Source organism: Porticoccus sp. W117, from assembly GCF_030341905.1.
Taxonomy (GTDB): Bacteria; Pseudomonadota; Gammaproteobacteria; order Pseudomonadales; family Porticoccaceae; genus SCSIO-12696.
This window is the reverse complement of sequence record NZ_JATAAF010000006.1, coordinates 143,851-166,959: the sequence shown is the minus strand read 5'-3', so window position 1 is coordinate 166,959 and position 23,109 is coordinate 143,851. Positions and strand designations below refer to the sequence as shown.

The 23,109-nt window shown below is 52.7% G+C and carries 21 protein-coding genes; 13 read left to right on the top strand and 8 right to left on the bottom strand.

All coding sequences use genetic code 11. The annotated features are described in order from the left end of the window. Nucleotides 1–2: 2 nt before the first annotated feature. Nucleotides 3–338: a transposase gene (locus QSV34_RS15185; protein ID WP_353738364.1), complete on the bottom strand. Its 336-nt coding sequence runs from the start codon at nucleotides 336–338 to the stop codon at nucleotides 3–5. 93 nt (nucleotides 339–431) lie between these two features. Here QSV34_RS15185 and QSV34_RS06835 point away from each other — a divergent pair, with 93 nt between their 5' ends. The 4 genes from QSV34_RS06835 to QSV34_RS06820 all read left to right on the top strand — a co-directional run bounded on the left by QSV34_RS06835 (nucleotide 432) and on the right by QSV34_RS06820 (nucleotide 4,374). Continuing rightward, on the top strand, nucleotides 432–767 hold the full coding sequence (locus tag QSV34_RS06835; protein ID WP_289153133.1) for a helix-turn-helix domain-containing protein: 336 nt from the start codon (nucleotides 432–434) through the stop codon (nucleotides 765–767). Next, nucleotides 764–2,059, top strand: a complete 1,296-nt coding sequence (locus QSV34_RS06830) for a type II toxin-antitoxin system HipA family toxin (RefSeq protein WP_289153132.1) — start codon at nucleotides 764–766, stop codon at nucleotides 2,057–2,059. The genes QSV34_RS06835 and QSV34_RS06830 overlap by 4 nt, the downstream gene beginning before the upstream one ends. 231 nt (nucleotides 2,060–2,290) lie before the next feature. After that, nucleotides 2,291–3,472 (top strand): enoyl-ACP reductase FabV, encoded by a 1,182-nt coding sequence (gene fabV, locus QSV34_RS06825; protein WP_289153131.1) that lies wholly within the window; start codon nucleotides 2,291–2,293, stop codon nucleotides 3,470–3,472. A gap of 62 nt (nucleotides 3,473–3,534) precedes the next feature. Continuing rightward, nucleotides 3,535–4,374: an MBL fold metallo-hydrolase gene (locus QSV34_RS06820; RefSeq protein ID WP_289153130.1), complete on the top strand. Its 840-nt coding sequence runs from the start codon at nucleotides 3,535–3,537 to the stop codon at nucleotides 4,372–4,374. Here QSV34_RS06820 and xrtK read toward each other — a convergent pair. The 3 genes from xrtK to nadC all read right to left on the bottom strand — a co-directional run bounded on the left by xrtK (nucleotide 4,269) and on the right by nadC (nucleotide 8,022). After that, nucleotides 4,269–5,090, bottom strand: coding sequence for an exosortase K (xrtK, locus tag QSV34_RS06815; RefSeq protein ID WP_289153129.1), 822 nt, complete (start codon nucleotides 5,088–5,090; stop codon nucleotides 4,269–4,271). The genes QSV34_RS06820 and xrtK overlap by 106 nt on opposite strands. Next, complete coding sequence (locus QSV34_RS06810; RefSeq protein ID WP_289153127.1) at nucleotides 5,080–7,080, bottom strand: VIT domain-containing protein; 2,001 nt, start codon at nucleotides 7,078–7,080, stop codon at nucleotides 5,080–5,082. The genes xrtK and QSV34_RS06810 overlap by 11 nt, the downstream gene beginning before the upstream one ends. Before the next feature lie 99 nt (nucleotides 7,081–7,179). After that, on the bottom strand, nucleotides 7,180–8,022 hold the full coding sequence (gene nadC / locus QSV34_RS06805; RefSeq protein ID WP_289153125.1) for a carboxylating nicotinate-nucleotide diphosphorylase: 843 nt from the start codon (nucleotides 8,020–8,022) through the stop codon (nucleotides 7,180–7,182). Between the two features lie 259 nt (nucleotides 8,023–8,281). Here nadC and QSV34_RS06800 point away from each other — a divergent pair, with 259 nt between their 5' ends. The 4 genes from QSV34_RS06800 to ampE all read left to right on the top strand — a co-directional run bounded on the left by QSV34_RS06800 (nucleotide 8,282) and on the right by ampE (nucleotide 14,393). Then, nucleotides 8,282–10,468, top strand: a complete 2,187-nt coding sequence (locus QSV34_RS06800; RefSeq protein WP_289153123.1) for a DUF1631 family protein — start codon at nucleotides 8,282–8,284, stop codon at nucleotides 10,466–10,468. Between the two features lie 96 nt (nucleotides 10,469–10,564). After that, nucleotides 10,565–12,721, top strand: coding sequence for a DUF1631 family protein (locus QSV34_RS06795; RefSeq protein WP_289153122.1), 2,157 nt, complete (start codon nucleotides 10,565–10,567; stop codon nucleotides 12,719–12,721). A gap of 196 nt (nucleotides 12,722–12,917) precedes the next feature. Continuing rightward, on the top strand, nucleotides 12,918–13,487 hold the full coding sequence (gene ampD, locus QSV34_RS06790; RefSeq protein ID WP_289153121.1) for a 1,6-anhydro-N-acetylmuramyl-L-alanine amidase AmpD: 570 nt from the start codon (nucleotides 12,918–12,920) through the stop codon (nucleotides 13,485–13,487). 3 nt (nucleotides 13,488–13,490) lie between these two features. Continuing rightward, on the top strand, nucleotides 13,491–14,393 hold the full coding sequence (gene ampE, locus QSV34_RS06785; protein WP_289153120.1) for a regulatory signaling modulator protein AmpE: 903 nt from the start codon (nucleotides 13,491–13,493) through the stop codon (nucleotides 14,391–14,393). A 109-nt stretch (nucleotides 14,394–14,502) separates the two neighbouring features. On the opposite strand, the gene QSV34_RS06780 is transcribed toward ampE, so the two are convergent. Continuing rightward, the gene (locus QSV34_RS06780) at nucleotides 14,503–15,492 is read right to left on the bottom strand and encodes an ABC transporter permease (RefSeq protein ID WP_289153118.1); all 990 of its coding nucleotides are present in this window, start codon (nucleotides 15,490–15,492) and stop codon (nucleotides 14,503–14,505) included. Between the two features lies 1 nt (nucleotide 15,493). Beyond that, entirely contained in the window at nucleotides 15,494–16,378 is an 885-nt protein-coding gene (locus tag QSV34_RS06775) for an ABC transporter ATP-binding protein (protein WP_289153116.1), read from the bottom strand. Between the two features lie 83 nt (nucleotides 16,379–16,461). On the opposite strand from QSV34_RS06775, the gene QSV34_RS06770 reads away from it, so the two are divergent. Continuing rightward, nucleotides 16,462–17,826 carry an AmpG family muropeptide MFS transporter gene (locus QSV34_RS06770; RefSeq protein WP_353738363.1) on the top strand — a complete coding sequence of 455 codons (1,365 nt, stop codon included), beginning with the start codon at nucleotides 16,462–16,464 and terminating at the stop codon, nucleotides 17,824–17,826. On the opposite strand, the gene QSV34_RS06765 is transcribed toward QSV34_RS06770, so the two are convergent. Together QSV34_RS06765 and QSV34_RS06760 are read right to left on the bottom strand one after the other, a co-directional pair. Continuing rightward, a complete protein-coding gene (locus tag QSV34_RS06765; RefSeq protein ID WP_289153115.1) occupies nucleotides 17,823–18,131 on the bottom strand; it encodes an MGMT family protein in 309 nt (102 codons plus the stop codon). The two genes, QSV34_RS06770 and QSV34_RS06765, sit on opposite strands and share 4 nt — an antisense overlap. 86 nt (nucleotides 18,132–18,217) lie before the next feature. After that, nucleotides 18,218–19,386 (bottom strand): IS3 family transposase gene (locus QSV34_RS06760; RefSeq protein ID WP_502928994.1). Its coding sequence is split into 2 segments (ribosomal slippage): nucleotides 18,218–19,113 and nucleotides 19,113–19,386, totalling 1,170 coding nucleotides; the frame shifts between segments, so codons are not numbered across the junction. 192 nt (nucleotides 19,387–19,578) lie between these two features. On the opposite strand from QSV34_RS06760, the gene QSV34_RS06755 reads away from it, so the two are divergent. From QSV34_RS06755 to sodB, 4 genes are all read left to right on the top strand, one after another. After that, nucleotides 19,579–20,019, top strand: a complete 441-nt coding sequence (locus tag QSV34_RS06755) for an FxsA family protein (RefSeq protein ID WP_289153113.1) — start codon at nucleotides 19,579–19,581, stop codon at nucleotides 20,017–20,019. 350 nt (nucleotides 20,020–20,369) lie between these two features. Continuing rightward, nucleotides 20,370–20,663, top strand: coding sequence for a co-chaperone GroES (locus QSV34_RS06750; protein WP_289153111.1), 294 nt, complete (start codon nucleotides 20,370–20,372; stop codon nucleotides 20,661–20,663). Between the two features lie 48 nt (nucleotides 20,664–20,711). Further along, complete coding sequence (gene groL / locus QSV34_RS06745; RefSeq protein WP_289153151.1) at nucleotides 20,712–22,358, top strand: chaperonin GroEL; 1,647 nt, start codon at nucleotides 20,712–20,714, stop codon at nucleotides 22,356–22,358. Between the two features lie 135 nt (nucleotides 22,359–22,493). Next, nucleotides 22,494–23,072 (top strand): superoxide dismutase [Fe], encoded by a 579-nt coding sequence (sodB, locus tag QSV34_RS06740; protein ID WP_289153109.1) that lies wholly within the window; start codon nucleotides 22,494–22,496, stop codon nucleotides 23,070–23,072. Nucleotides 23,073–23,109: the final 37 nt, after the last annotated feature.

Sequence of the window (23,109 nt, the reverse complement as noted above, 5' to 3'; positions counted from 1 at the left end):
TTTTACCGGGGCTTTTTTGTGGTGCGCCAAGTATGGCGCGTAGCGTCTACTTGGTTCTGTTCCAACACGCGTGGTGGCGGTTGGATGACTTGATGGTGCACTTCTTGGTCTGTCAGCTTCCGATGACGACTGCCGTTCTTCTGGTTAAAGTCTCTGGCCTTTGGGGCTGTCGCTTTGATGGCTGATTTCTTGCCAGTGTACGCAGAGTCACCCCACACGGATGTTTGCTCTTCGGGCAGTAAATAACCAATCACCATCGAGTTATGAGCATTCGCTGAGGTAGCGACAGCTAAGTGAGTCAGCTTGCTCTGGTTATCGACGCCAATGTGGGTCTTCATGGGCCTGCAAAAAAGAAATATATTTATTGCCTTCGTACAAAATAGCAATTAATATGATTCTATTTGTTATTTTAGCAACAAATGTGTTTCATCATGAAATCATTATTGGATCAACTCAAAAACCGCCGGATAAAGCTGGGACTGAAACAGCACGATATGCTGCTGCGCGCTGGCATATCGCGCCAGCAATACCAGCGTCTCGAATCCAAGGGTAATCCCAGGCTGGACACCTTAGAACTCGTAGCCAAGGGCCTGAACAGCGAAATACTGCTGATACCTCAGGAAAAGCTACAAACGGTAAAAGCGGTGCTGGAGGGTGAGAGCGTCGAGACTCCACCGGGAAAAGCCTCAGCGATCGAAGAGAAAAAACGCAACTCTGTTAATGTTTGGGATGACCCTTGGAAAGGTATTCTGGGGGATGACGAATGAGCACAGCGAACACAGATAGTGGCGATGAAGTAAACGTCCTTCAACTAACTCTGCATGGCCGGTTGGTCGGCTACCTGGCAGGCTTTAGTAATGGTCGAAATGTTCTGAGCTTTGCTGAAGAATTTACTGGTGATCCTGGCCGACCCACATACAGCCTGATTACTCATCCAAATTTCCCTCGCGCAGAAAAAATTCTGTCTGAGCCGTGGGCGAGAAATCAACGACTCCATCCAATCCTGTCGAACCTGCTACCGGAAGGTTCTCTGCGTGAGCTGATAGCGCAAGGACTGAAAGTCCATGTAGATAACGAGTTCCACATCTTTTCGTATCTGGGTGAAGACCTGCCCGGCGCACTAGTCGCCACCCCGATGGAGCCCGACGACGTGTCTGATAGCGTTTTAACCAGCTCTTTAGCTCAAGGAAGAAAAGCAAAGGCTGTTAAATTCAAGAAAGGTGATCAGAAAAATAATTTTTCATTAGCTGGCGTCCAGATGAAGTTTTCCATGAAGGAAAAAGACGGTCGTTACAATCTGTCAAAGGGAGACGCCTTGGGCGACTGGATTATCAAAACACCATCCACCAAACATAAGAACGTACCGCTCAATGAATATACCGCCATGTCCTTGGCAGCCATGGTGGGTGTCGATATTCCAGAAATCAAAATAGTTGATCTGAATAAGCTCGATAACCTGCCACAAATCAACCTTCCTGATGAAAAGCAGGCTTTTGCAATCAAACGGTTTGATCGCCAGAACAATGAACGCATACACATGGAAGACTTTGCACAGATACTGGTGAAATACCCGCATGAAAAATATAACTCTGCCAACTACGAACAAATTGGCAGGGTAATTTACGAGTTTTCCGGCGATGGTCTGACTGATGTTCAGCAACTGGCTCGCCGGTTACTGGTCAATATACTACTAGCCAATGGCGATGCACACCTCAAGAACTGGAGCCTGTTGTACCAGGATCGGATAACGCCTCGACTTTCACCTGCTTACGACATCGTAACTACAAGCGTCTACATTGAGGACGAGAGAAAATATGCGCTCAACCTGGGTAGAACCAAAGAATGGTATACGGTAACAGCGGCTAATTTTCAGTCCTGGGCCGACAGAGCAGATATTCCCTGGCGGGCGATAAAGCCACATCTGGACGATGCAATGGACAAAGCCCGCTCCCTTTGGCCCGATGCTTTGAAAGACTTGCCTATGGATGAGGCACACAAAGAGGGATTAAAAAACCACTGGAGTAGCCTGCAGGAAGATTTCAGAATTGCAATAAAATGAAACAATCCTCTGCCTCTCTCAGAGGCTCATCTTTGTTAATGTTCATCAGCAATATTTCTAGCCTCGCTTAGAGCATTTTGGCGAGTGCTGAGGGGCGCCACTGGAGCTTTGACCGTATTCGCGAATCTGCTGAAAAAAGAACACTTTGCGGGTATCATGGCGCTCTCTATTACAATTCGTGTTTCGCCATGCTGCCAGATGCAGCAAAAGCCAATGATTGGAGACTGCTGAATGATCATCAAACCCAAGATTCGCGGTTTTATCTGCACCAATGCACACCCGGCAGGCTGTGCTGCCAGCGTTCGTGAACAAATCGAATACGTCAAACAACAGGGCACAATTGAAGGTGCGCCCAAAAAGGTGTTGGTGATTGGTGCGTCCACCGGTTATGGCTTGGCGTCGCGCATCACCGCGGCGTTTGGTGGTGGGGCCGATACCCTGGGTATCTTCTTTGAAAAACCGCCCACGGAAAAACGCACAGCCTCCGCCGGTTACTATAACTCCGCCGCTTTCCACGAAGCGGCACGAGCGCAGGGCCTGTACGCCGAGAGCCTCAATGGTGATGCCTTCTCCGACGAACTCAAAGAACAGACCATCGCCAAGCTCAAAGCGGAGATGGGCCCGGTGGATATGGTGGTCTACAGCCTGGCGTCACCGCGTCGCACCGACCCGAAAACCGGCGTTACCTACAGCTCTACTCTGAAGCCCGTTGGCCAAAGCTATACCACCAAAGGTTTGAATACTGACACTGAAGTAGTGGACGAAGTGACGGTTGAGCCCGCCAGTGACGAAGAAATTGCCAACACCGTCAAGGTGATGGGGGGCGAAGATTGGGAAATGTGGATCGACGCGCTTTCCGATGCCGGCTTGTTGGCAGATGGCTGTAAAACCGTCGCCTACACCTACATCGGCAAAGAACTCACCTGGCCAATCTACGGCAAGGCCACCATCGGTAAAGCGAAAGAAGACCTGGATCGCGCTTCTAGCGCTATCGATGCCAAACTGCAAACCATTGGCGGTGAGTCCAAAGTGGCGGTGCTGAAAGCGGTAGTTACCCAAGCCAGTTCTGCGATTCCGGTCATGCCGCTGTACATCTCTCTGCTGTTCAAGGTGATGAAAGAGCAAGGCAGCCACGAAGGCGTGATCGAACAAATTTACGGCTTGTTCGCCGACCAGTTCTACACTAATGGCGAGCGCGACCTGGATGAAGTGGGCCGCCTGCGCATGGATTTGAAAGAGCTGGACGACTCCATTCAGGACAAGGTCAAGGAATTGTGGGCTCAGGTATCCACCGAAAACCTGCGCGACCTGTCTGACTATGCAGGCTACAACGACGACTTCCTCAAGCTGTTTGGTTTTGGGTTTGATGGTGTCGACTACGATGCTGACGTCAGTCCGCTGGTTGAGCTTTGATCCGTAAAATGGCAGACGTGAGATGAGAGACGAAAGGGCAGCATCGGCTGCCCTTTTTTATTATGAATGAAGTAACGCGCATATCTTCCCTGATTCGCCGCATCACCGCACCCAACCCCGGCCCCATGACGGCGACAGGTACCCATTGCTACTTGGTGGGGAATAAGCAAGTGGCGGTGATTGATCCGGGCCCGGCTGTTGATACCCATATCCAAAATATTCTCGATACTTGCGGCGACCGCCTGAAATGGGTGGTGGTGACCCACACCCACCCGGATCACTCCCCGGCTGCTCAGGCGCTGATAGCGGCCACCGGTGCTGAGCCCATTGGCCAGGTGATGGTGGATGATGGTCACCAGGACACCAGCTTTCAAGTAGAGCGCAATATTGACGATGGCGAGTGGCTGGAATGTGGAGAGTTTCGTCTGCAGGCCATTTATACCCCCGGCCATGTGAGTAATCACGTGTGTTACCTGTTGCCAGAGGAGGGTACGCTGTTTGCCGGTGATCATTTGTTTGGCGGTGGTTCGGTCGTGATTATTCCCCCCAGTGGTGATATGAAAGATTACCTGACGTCGCTGCGACGGCTACTGGCGTTGGAAATAACCACCATCGCACCGGCCCACGGTGGCTTGATCCGTCAGCCCTATGAAGAAATCAAAAAATTGATTGAACATCGCCTGAAAAGAGAGCGCAAAGTCATTGTCGCCCTTAATCAGTGTGGCGAATCCAGCCTTGAGACACTGCTGCCAGTGGTGTACGACGATGTGGATAGCAGCTTGCACAAAATTGCCAGCTACTCCCTGTGGGCGCACCTATTAAAATTGGAAAAAGACGGCGTGGCGTTGAAAACCATTGACCGACACTGGGCCTTTGGTGAGGAGCATTGGGTGCTGGTTTGAGAGATAGTCCTTGTTAAGAACAACCGGTGAAAAATCACCATCGTGCCGCACAGTACTGCTATGAGTAAAATCACGGTTAAATGTTGTTTGAACAGCTGCGGTTGATGAAAAGCGTTTCCAGTAATTAATGGCACAGCAGCCATTAACAGAGCGTACAGTACGACCGGCAAAATCAACGGCAGATATCCCTGCCGTTGTTTCAACATCGTCTGCGCGGACAGTAGTGGCAGATAAACGGCGATACCTATCAGCCGGTGTTGCTGGTGGTCATCAATGCCCAATGCGGACCAGTCCCACTGTTGTCGAGCGGCTGTCATGGCGATCAGGATACGCAGACTGTTTGCCAACAGACTGGTTGCCCAGGCGGCCAAGGCTGCAGCCGGCAACAACACAGCCTGGTGAATTGGTTTCTTTGGCTGCAATACCCAGCAATACACCATCAGTGACAGAATCATAAAATTAATACCAGCACAGCCTTTTACCAGGCGCACATCGGCACTGTAGCTAAACCATTCCAGGTTCCCGTCTTGATTGCTTCCCTGCAAGAAATGGTGACCGCTAAACCACTCCAGCAATATTGCCAGTGGCTGCATAATCCAGTTGAGCTCGGCGATGGAGGCAGCGCTATAGTGCTGCTTTAAAAGCAGTGCCAGCCCCAGCGACAGCGGCCACCACAATAACCCCCAGCCCAGTGCTGAAAAGTGTTTAGTGAACATTGGTACAACACAATTTGCGGCGGTGTATCCGTATTGCCAGCAACAGGGTAATAAGGCCCAGCAGATACAGCTCCGGTTCTGGCATGGGCTGGCCCACGGCATGGTTGCTAACGCCTTTGGGCAGCGGCAGGGGTTGTTTGATGTTTTGGCTGCTGCCGGTTTTATTGCGCACTATTTCGTCCACCGCCACAAAGGAGGTATGGCGAGTGAGCAGTGAGTATTTCAGGCCAATGTCGACAATGTTTTCCCGCTGCTGTTTGGCATCCTGTTCAGGAATGACATACATCCGTTCCAATCGCTTACGGGCCCACAGTTGCGGCAGGGTAGGGTCAGCGGCTTCAGAGTTCTGCAGCGCAAATGACCACTGGTGTTCACCCTGGCCACTGACTCCTTTTAGTCCGATGGTTGCGTTGGCTTGAGCGTTGCGGTATTTGCCCAGCACCATCACCGCCCGTTGAGCCAGCATATCGGGAACTCTGGCGGGTTCTATATCGTATAGTTCCAGCCCTTTAACTGTGAGCTGAATATTGGTCAGCGCCGGAGCCGAAATATAATCGAAAAACCGTTTTGCCTGGCTGAGGGCCTCGGCCCGATTGGTTACTACAAATGCCTCTGAGCGACCTGCTTTGGCAACGCCTTCTATCAAATGCCGGTTCACCGACGAGCCGATACCAAAGGCGAATACATTGTTGCGGTGCAGGTTCTGGTCAATTAATGAGAAAACCCGCTGTTCGGCGCTGATGTAACCATCGCTCACCAGCACAATATTGCGCGAGCTGTTTTCGTCGCTGTTCATGGCCAGGGCGTTTTTCATGGCGGAATAAAGATCGGTGCCTCCGCCGCCGGACTGGTTGTTCATCATAGCGTTGGCGCGGGCAATATTTTCCGCAGTAGCTGCCAACGGCTGTGGCGATAGCAGCCGGGAACCGCCGGCGAAGAACAGAATGTTAAACCGGTCGCTGGGATTTAGTGTGCCCAGCAAGTTGCTCATCAATTGTTTGGTGGTGTCCAGAGGAAAGCCGTGCATGGAGCCCGACACATCCACCACGAAAAAATAATCCCGCGGGGGCACTTGCTCAGGCAGCACTTTTTGCGGTGGCTGGGCAACCAGTAAAAAGTAGTTTTCTCCGTTACTTTCAAAACGGCTGAGCCCGGTAAGAATTTTTTCCCCTTTTAGCTGGTAGCGCAAAATGAAGTCGCGATTGCCAGCGTTTTTGCTGTCGTGCAATTGCAGGCTGGCATTTTTTTCATCTTGCCAATCGGTAATGATTTTGTGACTGGGTGATTTGAGTGCGCCGATAGGCAGGGGTGAGGCAACCTGCACATCAATGCCATAACGCACCGGGTCTGGTTTGCCTTTGGCCAGGTAAGGGTTGGCTATCCACTGGGTTTCGCCACTGGCCTGGGCAGCATCTCCACCGTAGCGGGGGCCCACCACGCCGGGCAGAACAAATTCGTATATGCCGTCTTCCGGAGTGATGATCTCAGTGTAAGTGAGGGCAATTTTTATAACGTCTCCAGGCATCACATTGGCTACGTCCATCGAGAACACATTGGGTCTTTTCTGGGACAGCAGTGATGCAGATTTCCCGGCTTTTTTAGCCTCGGTGAATATTTTTTTTGCCTGCTGCTTTTCCTTGATTTTGGCCACTATACGCCGCTCACCTATGGTCATGGTCATACCGTTGACCGCAGCTCGAGTAGAACCCGGGAAAATATAGCAGGCATTAATTGGTGTATTGCCTTCGTTGCGATACTCCTGTGTCAGTACCACACTGGCGATAAAACCATTGAGCTGAATATCTGCGTGAGTCGCTTTTAGTGGCAGGCGATCGGTGCCGGAATCGCCTTCTTCCACAAAACTTTCTATAAAAAAATAGGGTGCTGGATTGTGTTGTGGTTGGATCGGGGTAGTGGTTGCCAGAGTGATAGTGGCTGTCGCTAGCAAAAACAAAGCAGCCAACAGCCGGTGGGCGATAGCGAGGCGCATAATTATTCTCCGTTGGTGGACGGAGCTACTATGCCTATGGAGTCTGTAGTTCGGGTGGAGCTACTCTGAATGTTTGTGGAGGCACTGTGGAGGTTGTGCTCAATTTTTCAACCGAAACGACAAATCCACCGCCCGGCAATGCTTGGTCAACGCGCCGGAAGAAATAAAATCGATACCGGCCGATGCGGCTTCTGCCAGATCTTCGGCGGTGATATTGCCAGACACTTCCAGCTTGACTCGCCTATCCGCCATTTCAACCGCTTTAGTGACCATCTCTTTGCTGAAGTTGTCCAGCATCACAATATCCGCGCCTGCATCTATAGCCTGTTGCAGCTCGTCCAGGTTTTCCACTTCCACTTCCACCGGTTTGTCCGCGGCAATCTGACGCGCCTGGCTCACGGCCTGGGCAATGCCACCACAGGCGGCGATGTGGTTTTCCTTAATCAGGAAGGCATCGTATAAGCCGATGCGGTGGTTGTGGCAGCCGCCAACCTTAACCGCGTATTTTTGTGCCAAGCGCAGCCCCGGTAGGGTTTTGCGAGTATCGAGAATCTTGATCGGGCGGTCGCCAATCAGGTGGGCGAACTCGCTGGCTGCGGTTGCGGTTCCACAGAGAGTTTGCAAAAAATTGAGTGCGGCGCGTTCTCCGGTCAACAGGCTGCGGGCACTGCCGGAAAGGGTAAACAGGGTTTGATCCGGCTCAACCCGCTGGCCGTCTTCCACCAGCCAATCAATTTCTACCTGAGGGTCCAGCTGCCGATATACCTCGTCCACCCAGGCACGACCGCAAAAAGTGGCCGCCTCACGGGTAATGACCCGTGCCGATGCCTGGCGCTCCGAGGGAATCAGCATGGCGGTGATATCGCCACTGCCAATGTCTTCTGTCAGGGCGCGCTCCACACACAGGCGAATATCGTCTGCCAATTGGGGGGTGATAGACATGTTGGTTACCGGGGGTTATTACCGAGGGCGCGATTATAGCGGCCTCGCTGTGCAAAGGGCAGTGCTGCTGAGCTAGCTGCTACAGCGGTATTGGTGCCGTCTGGCCTGTGAAGGGAGTCGCAAATAGTAAAAAAGTATTAAAAATTAACTTTATGTTTGGTTCTTATGGTTTAGATTTATGGCGTGGGGAAACCCTTTGCAGCATCGAGCCCCCTTGGTATCCATCCTCAATAACCGTTAATCACAATCGGTGAACAAAATGACCAGGCACCTGCACGTTGTCGACAGCGCATCAAACACCGCCAGAAAAAGGCGACCCGCGGAATTGGACCCCGCTTTGCAAATGCTGGCGTCCAAATCGGTGAATTTTATCGCCGACCGCCTGGAAGTGGTGTTTGAGCAGGTGGACGATACTTTCTTTGATCTGGCGGACAACGCCGAGAACAATCAGCAGCAAACGGTGTACTTCGATGCCATGCGGGTTTTGCGCATGAACCGCAATTCCATCGAGCAGGAATGTTTGAAGTACGTGCGCAGCGGCTTTTACGAAAGCACTCTCACCAGCCTGCTGGTGGCTGCCGCAGAAGAATCGGACGCCGACCTGGATTCCATGGAGTTGATGGAAAACGATGAGGTGGAGCAAAAAGTGGCCTTTGAGGTCATGGTGCGCCGCGCCGAGGAGCACAGCAAGCGAGGCCTGCAGATTCTCTGCAAACGCCTGGACAGTCTTTACGGCTGCCAGGTTAATGACACTAATAACCCGCTGGGTGGCGAAGCCATATGCCGCGCTTTCCAACAGGCGACCGAAAAAGTGGAACTGGATATTCGCTCGCGCCTGGTGCTGCTGAAGTTGTTTGAGCGCCATGTGCTGTCGAAGCTGGCGGAGCTGGTTCAACAGGGCAACCAACTGCTTAAAGAGCTGGGTGTTTTGCCCAATATTGAGCAGACCAAAAAGCGTCCGACGTCAAGGCGTCGACAGACAGCGGCCACCAGCCAACAAATCGCTGGCAGTGGTTCACAGGAAGCCGGTGGTGTGCTGGACAAACTCAGCGCTCTGATTGCCCAGCAGCAGAATAGTCAGCAGGGCACGGAGTTGCTTTACAGTGCCGAAAGTGAGAATTACGCCCCCCACGAAGATCTGTTAGCAGTTATTGGTCAGCTGCATAACAACAGCAGCCGAGTGAACGCTGACGGCGATGCACAATCTTTGCTGGATCACATCGGCCAACAGCTGCCCCAGCAACTCAACCTGATGGATCGCACCGTGGTGACCTTGGTGGATTTACTGTTTCAGCAGGCTTGTGAAAACAAAGTGGTGTCGCCCGCCCTGAACGGCGCCATGAAAAACCTGGAATTGGCGATTGCCAAAATTGCTTTGCAGGATGGCGAGTTTTTCGACAGCGAACAGCACCCGGCTCGGCAGTTGCTCAATGAAGTGGCCCAGGCCTCCATGGGCTTTGGCGAGAATGAAGAAGCCAGCAACGATCCGGTGTACAAAAAAATCCACGAAGTGGTGGAACAGCTGCACCAGTCCGATGTGGAGAGCGATCAGTTACCGCAATTGCTGGACGATTTTGTGTCTTTTGTGGGCCGCGAACAGCGCCGCAGCAGAGCTGTAGAGCATCGCATGTTGGAAGAGGAAGATGGCCGCTCGCGCCTGAACACTTCCCACACCATTGTTAAACAAAATCTGGAACAGCGTTTGCTGGGGTTTGAACTTCCCGGCGTTGTCACTTCTTTTGTGGAGCAGGGATGGGGCAAAGTCTTGTTTTTGGCGCACTTGCGAGAAGGCGAGCTTTCCGGTGCCTGGAACGACGCACTGCAACTGCTGGAAAACATCATTGCGTTTGCCAAGCCGGACGGAAAAGTTGACGACACTGTCGTTGCCAAAGAACAGGATCGCAAAAACCTGATGGAAGAAATTCGCCTGCAATTGGAAAAAGCCGCTATCGACCCCTATCAGATTGAATTTCTTGCCAAAGGCATAGAACGTTTAATTGAGCTGCGTGAAACCGGCCGCGAACAGGGCAAGCCGGATCCAAAACTGGTTGCCAAAAAAGTGGCTGCGTTGATGCTTAATATCCCCGGTGAGCCTTGCAAACTGCCCGGTGATGGCGACGCAAAAAACCTGGAAAGCCGTTATCTGAAACAAGTGGATAATCTGGAAAACGGCGATTGGGTAGAATTGGCAACCGGTGAAGACACCACCCGCAGGGCGCGCTTTGCCGGTATTGTTGGTGCCGACGATGAAGGCAAAAATGGCACCCTGATTTTTGTCAATCGCCGAGGCACAAAGGTGATCCAGGGCTCCCGCCAACAATTGGCTCGGGCGATAAAAACGCAACGCCTGGTGGTGCTGGATAAACAGCCGTTGTTTGACCAAGCTATGGAAACCGTGCTGGATAACTTGCAGCAAAACCTGCAAGAAACAAAAAATATTGCTTGATAGTTTGAAGCTAAAGCGACGCTAATACATTGAATACTGGAATTTTTTCTCCAGTATGGCTATAGTTTTCCCGATAATAAATCCAAAAGTGCTCCCATGGCCGAAGGGCATCTGCACATTGTTAAAAATGGAACTACGCTGCAACAGCGACAAAGTGGTGTTTTGCCGCCGCCTTTGCGCATGCTTCGAGATCGTGCAGAACGCCATTTTGGCGCGCGCCTGAAAGCGGTTTTTGAACAGGTTGACGATACTTTTTTTGATCTCGCCGACCGCTCTGACAACTCCCGCCAGCAAACTCTCTATTTCGACGCCATGCGCTTGATTCGCTTCGAGCGTAAGAATATTGAGTCTGGTTTTCAAAATTCCCTGGAGTTGGCGTTCGACAGCTTGGTGGATGCCGAGGCGGCGGAACGGCGTCAGCAGCGCCAACAAAAAAACACGGCGTTTGAGTTGGCAGATGGCGAGGAATTGGAAGAAATTATTGCCTTGGATGCCATGGTGTCCAGGGCTGATGAAGGTAACCGCCAGCAATTGCAGGTTTTGGCAACCCGCCTGGAATCACTGACCGGTGCGTCGGTTTCATTAAAAGATAACCCGCTGGGGCCGGATACGGTGTGCGACACGTTTTTCCGTGCCACCGCCGACCTGGATATTGGTATTCGCTCCAAACTGGTACTGCTGAAATTATTTGAGCGCCATGTGGTTTCTCCGCTGGGAGATTTTCTGTCGCAGAGTAACCAGTTGCTGCAAGAGTTGGGTGTGCTGCCTGACCTGGAAAAACGCCAGGGGGCCGAGGCGCAACCCATTCGCACTCAGCTACAAAAACAGCCGGTGGAAAACGGCCGTCACCCCGGAGATTTTCTCGATCGCGACAGCCTGCAGCAGCAACAGAAAAATTACGGTCGCCTGGTGAGCCAGCTGAATACGGTGATGGCGCGCCATTGGCAACAGGGTGACGAAGAAAACAATGGTAAATTACCCGAGCTGCCGGAAGCGGCACCCGCCGAAGTGCTGAAAGCGGTAGGGCAGCTGGAGGTAAGTGGCGTGTCGTCGCTGCTGGAACGCATTCAGCAGCAGCTAGCCAATGGCGACCACCCCATGTCGCTGGGCAGTACTGAACGAGGGCTGGTTCACCTGGTAGACGGGTTGTTCGACCATATTTGCGCAGATATGAGCTTCCCTCCTACCCTGGAAGCACAGATGGCAGAATTGCAAATTGCCATCGCCAAAGCGGCTCTCAGCGATTCCGGATTTTTTGATAAACAGCGTCACCCGGCGCGCCGCTTGTTTAATGAAATTGTCCAGGCAGCGCAGGGTTTTACGGATTCAGAAGATCTCGATAACGACCCCCTGTACCCGCATATCGACCAGGCTTTGCAACAGTTGTTGGGTTGTGCCAGCAGCCCGGTGCGCCTCACCCAGGCGTTGACTGAGCTGGTATCGGTGACCGAAAAACAACGTCGCCAGGCGCTGTCCCGTGAGCAGCACTTGCTGGAAGACGAGCAAGCCAGCTCGCAACTCCACCACTCCTATAACGCCGTCAAGCAACTGCTGCACGATGGCATGGTAGGACGCATCGTGCCCAAAGTTGTGGTGACTTTTGCGGAGCAAGCCTGGTGCAAAGTGCTGTTTTTAAATCACCTGCGTGAAGGTGCCGAGTCCGCCCAATGGCGTCGGGCCAAAGCCATGTTTGAGCAAGTATTGGAATGCTGCGGCGGAAATGGTGGTGCTGAAGAAACCAGCGGCGTAGAACTGGCTGCCAATATACGCAGCAAATTGGCAGAGATTGCTCTCGACCCTTACCAGACCGAACATCTGGTTCGTGATTTGGAAAAGCTGCTGACGACGGAATCATCAGCCCGTGACTCAGAGGCAGACGCTGTTGCTGTTGAACAGGTTTACCCGGCAATTCCCGGTGAACAGAAAACCCTGATGCCGGGGGATGCGCTGCCGGATATGAAACAGCTGGGCGATACCATTGAGGAGCATTTTCTCCACGATGCGGAATCCATTCCGGCGGGTTGTTGGGTGGAGTTCAGTACCCCCCGTGGCGGTTTGCGAGCCCGCTATATCGGCGCCGCTGGCCCCCAGAATATTCACATCTTTGTGGATCGCCAAGGGCATAAAGTAGCCGCTGGCAACAGTCGCCAATTGGCGCATTTGCTGAAAAATAATCAGCTGGTCATTATCGATAACAGCCCGTTGTTTGATCGCGCACTGGCGGCGGTGATCGACACCATGCGTCAGCAGTAAAATTTCCTTCTCCTAGCCATCGCGCTAAGCCTTGAATCTGTAGGGGGGATTAGCCGTAGGCGTAATCCACCAGATAATTTTGTGTGCTTTATTGGCGGATTACGCCGCTTCGCAGCTAATCCGCCCTACAAAGGCCGAAAAAGTCACACCAAAGTTCTGAATTTCTTTCTGCATGCCACCGCGCTAAGATGCCCTGATGACAACTGCGATCGACTCCGAGGGTTGGCTGCGCGATGCGGTGCAAGTGCCTTCCCCTAATCACAACCAAAGGCCGGATAATACGCCGGTGGACTTGCTGGTGATTCACAATATCAGCCTGCCGCCGGGGGAGTTTGGCGGCGGCCATGTGACGCGTTTTTTTTGCAATGACCTCAACGGCGCAGAGCACCCGTACTTTGCCACCATTGCGGACTTGCAGGTATCGTCACACTTGTTGATCGACCGTCAGGGCAAAGTGACCCAGTTCGTACCGTTACATGCCCGCGCCTGGCACGCGGGGGCGTCGCAGTTTGAGGGTAGGGAAAACTGCAACGATTTTTCCATTGGCATAGAACTGGAAGGCACAGATGAGTTGCCCTACAGTGACGAACAGTACGCGTGCCTGGTAGAGGTTACTCGGGAGTTAATGGCGCACTTTCCCGGCTTAACCACGGAGCGTATTGTCGGCCACAGTGATATCGCGCCGGGGCGAAAGACTGATCCCGGGCCGGCATTTGATTGGGTGCGTTACAAAAGTGCGCTAGAGCTTCTGAACCAAGTGGGGTAACAGATGGAATTTTTGATAATTCTTGTAGCCTTGGGCCTGCATCGGTTGATTCCGGATTTGCGCTTACTGCATCAGGACGGCTGGTTTTTCAGTTGGATCAAGCAGCTGGGTGAAGGGCCGCTGACCCTGCCGAAATTTATTGTTTCGCTGCTGTTGCCGACAGCACTTATGTGGCTGCTGGGCTATCTGGTGGCACAGTGGTTGGGCATGTTAGGTACCACGGTTTTTGGCTTGCTGGTGCTGCTCTATTGCCTGGGGCGGGGCAACTTGCCTGCCAGCCTGCAGACCATTGAAGGCCATGTGGAACAGGAAGATCGCCAGGCGGTATTTCACGACGCCATGGAACTGGAAGGTGAGGAACTGGTACTGGAATCGGTCGATGGTGAAACCACCCCGGTGCGTGACAGTGACGAAGAGTTACACCAAGCGCTGTTACAAAACCTTTCTTACCGCTTTTTCGAACACAGCTTTCCGGTGGTTTTCTGGTTTTTCCTGTTGGGCGTTCCCGGTGCAATACTTTATCGCCTCAGCGAATTGCAGGCCAACCGTAAGCAATCCCGGGATCAGGCAGACGAAAAATGTGACGACAGCGACGGCATTAACTGCCCCAGCCTTAACCTTGCCCAACGCTGGCTGTGGCTGATGGAATGGGTGCCGGTGCGCATTCTCGGCTTTACCTTTGCTTTGGTCGGCAACTTTGGCTGTTGTATGCACCATTGGAAAGAATGCGTTGTATGCCCCATACGCACGACCGGCCAGGTGTTATTGCATTATGTAGTTGGGGCTTTGTCGGCAGATGTAGACCGCGCGGATATACAGGTAGCGGAGTTAGAAGCCGTGCATAACCTGTTTCATCGCGCCATGGTGTTGTGGCTCTGCCTGATTGCGTTTTTGGTGGTTCTTTAAAACATAGGTTGCAGATTACAGGGCGGGCTGCGCCCTTACAGGTAACAGTTAAAAACCAGCGGCCTGTATTCTGTACCCTGTAGCGCGCAGCGCGTCCTGTTACCTTTGTTTATTCCTGGTGCCAGCGAAAAAGCCAGCCGGCAGCGGTTAAAAACACCAGGCTCATGGCGGTAAGCACCAGCACACTGGGCATTATCTGGCTTATGTCGCCACCTTCCAACATCACGGTTCGTGCCGCTCTCACCATATGAGTCAGTGGCGAAATTTCCGCCAGCCACTGCAACCACTGGGGCGCCCGATCCAGGGAAAACCAAACTTCAGACAACAACAGCATGGGGAAGCTCACCGCATTCAGCAGGCCGTTGGTGAATTCCTCGCTGGCGCTGCGGCTGGCGAATAATAACGCCAAGCTGATAATGCTGAGATTGCCCAACAGGGCAATCAATAGCAGCAACCATGGGCTGCCCACCACCAGTAAATCCACCAGCCACCAACAGGCAAGAAACAAAATGGTGGTGACCACCAGCATAATCGACAACCGCGACATGCCTTGTGCGAGCAGAAATTGCCAGGCTTTTACCGGCGCTGCCTGCAGTCGCTTCAGTACGCCGTTTTTGCGGTAGCGGACGATTACGTAACCCACGCCAAACAGCCCGCTGAACATGATGTTCATGGCCAGCATGCCGGGCAGTACCCAGTCGATATAACGCACCTGGCGGCCGCTGGTTGTTTGTTGTTGCCAGCTGTTCAGTTCGCTGGCCAGCAATTCTTCTAACAGCTGGCTTTTGGCGGACTGTTCGTTGAGCCAGTAGGTCTGGTTAGCCGGATCAAACAGAATGGCGATTTGCTGGTACTGAATCTGTTTCAGGGCTCGTTCCCGGTCGCTGTAATTGATAGCGGCGATGTAATTGCGCTCGGCACCGGGGTAAGTGCCATCCCCCAACAGGCCGATGGTAAACACCTCGGTGTCATCGCCAGAAAACGACAGCGCCAGTATCACCACCAGCAACGGTGTAAAGATAAACGACCAGAACAGCGAGGCTTTGTCGCGATAGTATTCCCGGTTACGGGCGGCCCAGAGTGCGAAAACTTGCTTCATATCAATTGCGCAGATGATGCCCGGTTAGTTTTAAAAACAAATCGTCCAGTGTCGGGTTTCTGACTCGCAATGAACTCAGGTTTATCTGCTTTTCCATAAGCTGCTTTATGGTCTGGTCAACGGACTGGGTTTGCAGTTCGATCTGGCCATTGACCGTAGTGGCCGTCTCTGTGAAATCATCCAGCGTGTTGCCAATATCGCTGCTGTCCAGGCACACATAACTGTGCCCGAAGTGTTGCTTTAGCAACTGTTGTGGCGAGCCTTCGGCAATGATTTTGCCGCTGTCGATAATAATCAACTGGTCGCACAGCTGCTCCGCCTCGTCCATATAGTGGGTAGTCAGCAATATGGTTTTGCCCTGTTGCTTGATGTCTTCAATCAACTGCCAGAAATTGCGCCGGGATTGCGGGTCGAGCCCGGTCGTGGGTTCATCCAGAAACAACAGCTTGGGATTATTGATCAGGGCGATGGCCAGCAGCAGGCGTTGCTTCTGGCCGCCGGAGAGTTTGGTGGCAAAGCTGTCGAGGAAGTCGCCCAATTGGCACAACTCTGCCAGTTCATCGATAGGCGCCGGGTTTTCGTAAAAACCGCCAAACAGCTCTAGCACTTCACGGGTAGTGACAAAATCCATCAATGCGGTGGACTGGAACTGGATGCCAATATCCAGCTTGAACTGCTCAGCTCGCGTCTGGCCTTGGTAAAGAATATCACCGGAAGTGGGCTTTTTAATGCCTTCGATGATTTCAATGGTGGTGGTTTTGCCCGCTCCATTGGGGCCCAGCAGGCCAAAGCAAACGCCTTCCGGAATATCGAAAGAGATATTGTCCACAGCCCGGAAACTGCCGAATTGTTTAATCAGATTGCGAACTTCGATGATTGGCTGCATTGTTCTTTGTCCTTAAGGCGGCGGCAGTATAGCATTGGTGCCTGCAGCGCCGATGGCGATCAATAAAAATAATGGACAAGTAAATGGCACAAGTTCATACCGTATCAACCTGGCGTGAGGCTTTTGGCATCTATAAAAAGCCCCAGGTCGTAACGATGCTGTTTTTGGGGTTTTCTGCGGGCTTACCTTACTTGCTGGTTTTTTCTACCTTAACTGCCTGGCTGAGGGATGAGGGAGTTAGCCGTACAGCTATTGGATTTTTTGGTTGGGTGGGCATTACGTATTCAATCAAAGTTTTGTGGGCTCCTGTGGTAGATCGTATTGGTTTGCCGTGGTTTACACGTACGTTAGGGCAGCGCCGTAGCTGGATGCTGATCGCCCAGCTGGGAATCATGGCCGGATTGCTCAGTTTGGTGCTTTTTCAGCCAGATCAAGCCCTGTATCCGTTTGCTCTTTGTGCTGTATTAATCGCCTTTTCTGCGGCAACTCAGGATATTGCTATAGACGCGTTCCGCATTGAATCGGCGGTTGATGAATATCAAGGTGCGATGTCTGCTTGTTACATTTTTGGTTACCGCTTGGCGCTTCTGGTTGCTGGGGCTGGGGCGTTGTATATAGCTGATTGGGCGAATTGGGAAAGTGCTTATATAGCTATGGCTGCGTTCATGCTGGTAGGGGTGGTAACTGTATTATGTATTCGGGAGCCGAAACGAATTATCAGTGATGATACTCAAGAACTGGAACAACAACTCCGGCGGTTAACTCACAGCGACCGGCCAGGCCGCTGGCGCCGAATTGAGGCCTGGTTTATTGGTGCTGTCGTTAGCCCGTTTGTGGATTTCTTCAAGCGAAATGGCCGGGATGCATTATGGATACTTCTCTTTATCAGCCTTTTCAGGCTGAGTGATATCACCATGGGTATTATGGCCAATCCGTTTTATCTTGATTTGGGTTTTACCAAATCAGAGATTGCAACAGTTACCAAGGTGTTTGGCTTCTTTATGACGATTGCAGGTTCGTTTATCGGAGGTTTGTGTGTCGTCAGATATGGGATATACAAACCCCTGATTGTCGGAGCGGTAGCTGTAGCACTGGCTAATCTGCCATTTGCATGGTTGGCAAATACAGGCCCAGACATGCAATGGTTGGCTTGGGTGATCAGTGGCGACAATTTGAGTGGCGGCTTTTCCAATGCAGTGTTTATTGCCTATCTGTCGAGTTTGACTAATAGGGCGTATACCGCAACTCAGTATGCGCTGTTCAGTTCGTTAATGACCCTGCCAGGAAAATTTATCAGTGGCTTTTCTGGGGTAGTTGTTGATGGGTTTGGCTACCACCACTTCTTCTTATATGCCGCCGGTATAGGTATTCCAGCTATCGTATTGGCAATATGGTTTTTCTACCATTTTCGGCAGAAAGAGAGTTTGGCGGCAGTTCAGAAACCCTAAGGCCGCCATTGGTATTCCCGTAGTTTCACTCTATCTCCACGAAACAATACCCCTTCATCCAGCAGCAATTGCCGCTGACGTTTGTGATTGGGGTGTTCGCTGGGAAAGCTGATTTTACCGGCGGAGTTAATCACCCGATGCCATGGCAGGGTGGAACCAGTTGGTAGTTTCTTGAGCGTCGTTCCAACCAGCCTCGCTGCCCGTGGCAAACCCGCCAGTTCCGCCACCTGACCATAGGTGACCACTTTGCCGGGCGGGATGGAGTGAAGTACGGCGTAAATGCGCTCTTGGGGAGTGGATTCCATGGGGGTAGGGTAGCGGGAAAAGCTACGGGCTGCGAGATTCGGGCTGCGCTCAGGCTTGTAGTGGTCAAGTAAAAACGGACACTTTGCTAAGCCGCCTTTCTAAATGCTGTCGCTTCATAAACATTGGGGCTCTGGTAGCCCAAATAACTGTGTAAGCGGCGGCTGTTATAAAACATCACAATGTAATCCAAGATGTCGGCCTTAGCGGCCGCACGGGTACGATACCGTGCACGGCTCACCCGCTCTACCTTGAGGCTCCGGAAGAATCGCTCCACGACAGCATTGTCCCAGCAGTCGCCCTTACGGCTCATGCTGCCCACCATTTGCCATTCATCCAAAACTTGCTGATAAGGTTGGCTGGCATACTGCACACCACGGTCTGAGTGGTGAATCAGCCCAGGTGAGGGCTGGCGTGTTTGGCAGGCCAATCGCAATGCTCGCACCGCCAAAGAACTCCCCATCCGATGCTCCATCGACCAACCCACCACTTTGCGCGAGTAAAGGTCAATGACCACTGCCAGATAAAGCCATCCTTCATCTGTCCATATGTAGGTAATATCGCTACCCCACACCCGATTAGCCTCTTTCACGTCGAATGCGCGGTTTAACACATTGCTTGCTACTGGCATTCCATGCCGACTATTCGTTGTGACTCGAAAACGCAGCTTGTGCCTCACTACCAACCCAAGTCGACGCATTAAGCTGCGAACAGCGTAGCGGCCAATACGATAGCCAAGAGTCTTCAAAGCCTTGAGCAGTCGGCGTGAACCATAGGTTTGACCAGATTCATCGAACACCCGCCTGACATCCCTCTCCAGCTCACTGCCGCCCTCTTGAGGTGAAGGTGGCCGCTTTAGGTAGCTGTAAAAACCGCTGCGGCTGACCTGCATCACTCGGCACAGAACCGCAACCGGGTAGGCCTTCTTCTGCTGGGCAATGAAGCCGTATCTCAATTCGACTCTTTGGCGAAGAAGGCCGTCGCCTTTTTTAGAATCTCACGCTCCATTTCCAGGCGCTTATTCTCTCGACGCAATCTTAATAGCTCTGTACGTTCACTTTCTAACAGCGGCTCTTCCCCTGTCTCTATGCTGCCTTGTTTACGAGCCTCTGCTTGTCGAATCCAGCGGCGCAGTATATCGGGCGTAACTCCCAAGCTGGAAGCAGCCTCTTTGGGCGTATAGTCCTGCTCAAGCACCAACTGGATTGCATCGGCTTTGAATGCGTCGCTGAATTTACGTCTTTTGATCACTGGCATTGTCTTTCCTCATTACTGCTATTTTATGAGGCTTAACAATGTGTCCGCTACCATTGGACCACTACAGCTGACGGCCCCGCTCGATCAGCCCGAAGCCCGCTGCTCGTAGCCCGCAGCCCCCCCCTTGAAACTCCCACACTTACCCCCACCTTATAACTACCCAAGCACTACCAACTACCGGATAACGCCCCCATGCGCTCACTGTTTCTGCTTTTCATAATCATGCCCATCCTGGAGATGTGGCTGCTGATTGAGGTGGGTGGTGTGATTGGTGCAGTGCCTACCATTGCTTTGGTGTTTCTGACTGCTGCCATTGGCTTTGCTCTGTTGCGCAAGCAGGGTTTTGATACGTTGCGTCGTGGCAACTGGAAAATGCAGCAGGGCCAGATGCCCGCACAGGAAATGGCGGAGGGGTTGATGCTGGCGGTCAGTGGTGCACTGCTGTTGACCCCTGGGTTTGTCACCGACGCCATTGGTTTTGCGGGCCTCACTCCTGGTATTCGCCGCTGGCTGTTCAGCAAGCTGTCTGGTCTGGTCACCGTCGTTGGCGCTGGCGGCTCTGTCTATGAGCATCGCTCTGCGCGCCGCGACGATGCGGATGTAATCGAAGGCAGTTACCGCCGCGAAGATTAACGGGCACATCTAAAAATGCGCTATCTCCGCGATAGCTGTGTTGGCGCCGTACTCGACTCCTCATGTATGTCTTATACACTGCGGGTCTCCGTGCGTCGCCGCCTTGCTCTCACGAAAATATCACTATTTTTAGAAGTGCCCTAACCCTTGAAGCCCCTTGAAACCCACTTAAATGTCCCTATCTATTGTTTGCCCCAAGTGTTTTGGGGCTCAAATTTTTGTGTCGGTACCCTTGATTTTGCTCAGGGTGCCACCACATAGGGTTACATCGCGGGGGTAGACTCGCGCGCTACTTACAAACTAACTCAACTAACTGATTGTTTTAAAAGCTAAAGCTGGAGACAACCAAGATGAAAATTCGTCCCTTACACGACCGCGTGGTAGTACGCCGCAAGGAAGAGGAAGAAAAAACCGCCGGTGGCATTCTGCTGCCAGGTGCTGCCAAAGAAAAGCCCAACCAGGGTGAAGTTGTGGCCGTAGGCGCTGGCAAGGTGCTGGATAACGGTGACGTGCGTGCGGTATCCGTACAGGTAGGCGATCAGGTGGTATTTGGCCCCTACGCTGGCAGCAACACCGTAACTGTAGACGGTGAAGAGCTGATCATCATGAACGAAAGCGAGATCTTTGGCGTTATCGAAGCCTGAGGTTCGACTGTTTATTAACACAGACAGATTCAAAGTTAAGGAAAGGTAATCATGGCTAAAGAAGTGAAATTTGCTGACGACGCCCGCCAGAAAATGCTGGCTGGCGTTAACGTACTGGCCGACGCCGTTAAAGTGACCCTGGGCCCCAAAGGCCGCAACGTGGTACTGGACAAATCCTTCGGCGCTCCCACCGTCACCAAAGACGGTGTATCCGTGGCCAAAGAAATCGAGCTGGCTGACAAGTTCGAGAACATGGGCGCGCAAATGGTGAAAGAGGTTGCCTCTAAAGCCTCTGACGAAGCTGGCGACGGCACCACCACCTCCACCGTTCTGGCTCAGTCCATCCTCAACGAAGGCCTGAAATCCGTTGCTGCGGGCATGAACCCCATGGACCTCAAGCGCGGCATCGACAAAGCGGTTGCCGCCGCCGTGGAAGAAGTGGCCAAGCTGGCCAAGCCCTGTGAAGACTCCACCGCTATTGCTCAGGTTGGCACCATCTCCGCCAACAGCGACACTTCCGTGGGCGATATGATCGCCAAAGCCATGGAAACCGTTGGCAAAGAAGGCGTTATCACTGTTGAAGAAGGTTCTGGCCTGGAAAACGAACTGGACACCGTAGAAGGTATGCAGTTCGACCGCGGCTACCTGTCTCCGTACTTCATCAACAACCAGGACAACATGAGCGTTGAGATGGAGAGCCCCTTCATCCTGCTGGTGGACAAAAAAGTCTCCAACATCCGCGAATTGCTGCCGCTGTTGGAAAACGTTGCCAAAGCTGGCAAGCCGCTGGTGATTGTTGCCGAAGACGTGGAAGGCGAAGCGCTGGCCACTCTGGTTGTGAACAACATGCGCGGCATCGTGAAAGTTGCTGCCTGTAAAGCCCCTGGCTTCGGCGATCGTCGTAAAGCCATGCTGGAAGACATCGCCGTTCTGACTGGCGGTACTGTGATCTCTGAAGAAGTGGGCCTGGAGCTGGAAACCGCCACTCTGGAACACCTGGGTCAAGCCAAGCGCGTGACCATGAGCAAAGAGAACACCACCATCGTTGATGGTGCTGGCGACCATGGCTTTATCGAAGCCCGCGTTAACCAGATTCGTGCCCAGATCGAAGAAACTTCTTCCGACTACGACCGTGAAAAACTGCAAGAGCGCGTAGCCAAGCTGGCTGGCGGTGTTGCCGTGATCAAGGTTGGCGCAGCCACCGAAGTGGAAATGAAAGAGAAAAAGGCCCGTGTTGAAGACGCTCTGCACGCTACCCGCGCTGCGGTTGAAGAGGGCGTAGTACCTGGTGGCGGTGTTGCTCTGGTGCGCGCTGTTCAAGCCATCGAAGGTTTGGCTGGCGACAACGAAGACCAAACCGTGGGTATTCGTCTGGCCCGTCGCGCTATGGAAGCGCCTCTGCGTCAAATCTGCGACAACGCCGGCGAAGAAGCCTCCGTTATCGTCGACAAAATCAAGCAGGGCGAAGGCAACTTCGGCTTCAACGCCGGTACCGGCGAATACGTAGACATGATCGAGCAGGGTATTCTCGACCCCGCCAAAGTAACCCGCACTGCACTGCAGGCCGCTGGCTCCATCGCCGGCCTGATGATCACCGCAGAAGCCATGGTTGCCGATCAGCCAGAAGAAAGCGGCCCCGCCATGCCAGATATGGGTGGTATGGGCGGAATGGGTGGCATGGGCGGAATGATGTAAGCCCGGCAACACCTAGCGAAAAGCCTCGTCCAAGACGGGGCTTTTTTTCGCCTCTGTTCACAAAATTTTTACCTGAGCAACGCTTTAATAGCCACGTTTTATCCACCAGCAAAACTACTTATTAAGGAACTAGCCATGAGTATAGAATTGCCCGCGCTGCCCTATGCCCAAGACGCACTGGAACCGCACATCTCTAGCGAAACCCTGGAATACCACTACGGCAAGCACCACAAAACCTACGTGGACAAGCTCAACGGCCTGCTGCCTGGCAGCGAGTTTGAAGGCAAAACCCTGGAAGAAATCGTTAAGGCCTCTTCCGGTGGTGTGTTCAACAACGCCGCGCAAATCTGGAACCACAGCTTCTACTGGAATTGTCTGAGCCCCAACGGCGGCGGCGAAGCCACTGGCGCCATTGCCGACGCCATCAACGCCAGCTTCGGTTCTTTCGACGCGTTTAAAGAAGAATTTACCAACAGCGCCATCAACAACTTCGGTTCCAGCTGGACCTGGTTGGTGAAAAAAGCCGACGGCTCCCTGGCCATCGTCAACACCAGCAACGCGGAAACCCCGCTCACTGGCAACGACACTCCAGTGCTTACTGTCGACCTGTGGGAGCACGCCTACTACATCGACTACCGCAACGCCCGCCCGGCTTACATGGGTGCGTTCTGGAATTTGGTGAATTGGGAGTTTGTGAACGGCAACTATGCTTAATTACAAGCAGGCTTAATCGCTAAAATTTCGATTTACA

Excerpts from the sequence above, each read along its gene's own strand:
- QSV34_RS15185 (WP_353738364.1), bottom strand. The coding sequence starts at position 338 with ATGAAGACCCACATTGGCGTCGATAACCAGAGCAAGCTGACTCACTTA.
- QSV34_RS06835 (WP_289153133.1), top strand. The coding sequence starts at position 432 with ATGAAATCATTATTGGATCAACTCAAAAACCGCCGGATAAAGCTGGGA.
- QSV34_RS06830 (WP_289153132.1), top strand. The coding sequence starts at position 764 with ATGAGCACAGCGAACACAGATAGTGGCGATGAAGTAAACGTCCTTCAA.
- fabV (WP_289153131.1), top strand. The coding sequence starts at position 2,291 with ATGATCATCAAACCCAAGATTCGCGGTTTTATCTGCACCAATGCACAC.
- QSV34_RS06820 (WP_289153130.1), top strand. The coding sequence starts at position 3,535 with ATGAATGAAGTAACGCGCATATCTTCCCTGATTCGCCGCATCACCGCA.
- xrtK (WP_289153129.1), bottom strand. The coding sequence starts at position 5,090 with ATGTTCACTAAACACTTTTCAGCACTGGGCTGGGGGTTATTGTGGTGG.
- QSV34_RS06810 (WP_289153127.1), bottom strand. The coding sequence starts at position 7,080 with ATGCGCCTCGCTATCGCCCACCGGCTGTTGGCTGCTTTGTTTTTGCTA.
- nadC (WP_289153125.1), bottom strand. The coding sequence starts at position 8,022 with ATGTCTATCACCCCCCAATTGGCAGACGATATTCGCCTGTGTGTGGAG.
- QSV34_RS06800 (WP_289153123.1), top strand. The coding sequence starts at position 8,282 with ATGACCAGGCACCTGCACGTTGTCGACAGCGCATCAAACACCGCCAGA.
- QSV34_RS06795 (WP_289153122.1), top strand. The coding sequence starts at position 10,565 with ATGGCCGAAGGGCATCTGCACATTGTTAAAAATGGAACTACGCTGCAA.
- ampD (WP_289153121.1), top strand. The coding sequence starts at position 12,918 with ATGACAACTGCGATCGACTCCGAGGGTTGGCTGCGCGATGCGGTGCAA.
- ampE (WP_289153120.1), top strand. The coding sequence starts at position 13,491 with ATGGAATTTTTGATAATTCTTGTAGCCTTGGGCCTGCATCGGTTGATT.
- QSV34_RS06780 (WP_289153118.1), bottom strand. The coding sequence starts at position 15,492 with ATGAAGCAAGTTTTCGCACTCTGGGCCGCCCGTAACCGGGAATACTAT.
- QSV34_RS06775 (WP_289153116.1), bottom strand. The coding sequence starts at position 16,378 with ATGCAGCCAATCATCGAAGTTCGCAATCTGATTAAACAATTCGGCAGT.
- QSV34_RS06770 (WP_353738363.1), top strand. The coding sequence starts at position 16,462 with ATGGCACAAGTTCATACCGTATCAACCTGGCGTGAGGCTTTTGGCATC.
- QSV34_RS06765 (WP_289153115.1), bottom strand. The coding sequence starts at position 18,131 with ATGGAATCCACTCCCCAAGAGCGCATTTACGCCGTACTTCACTCCATC.
- QSV34_RS06755 (WP_289153113.1), top strand. The coding sequence starts at position 19,579 with ATGCGCTCACTGTTTCTGCTTTTCATAATCATGCCCATCCTGGAGATG.
- QSV34_RS06750 (WP_289153111.1), top strand. The coding sequence starts at position 20,370 with ATGAAAATTCGTCCCTTACACGACCGCGTGGTAGTACGCCGCAAGGAA.
- sodB (WP_289153109.1), top strand. The coding sequence starts at position 22,494 with ATGAGTATAGAATTGCCCGCGCTGCCCTATGCCCAAGACGCACTGGAA.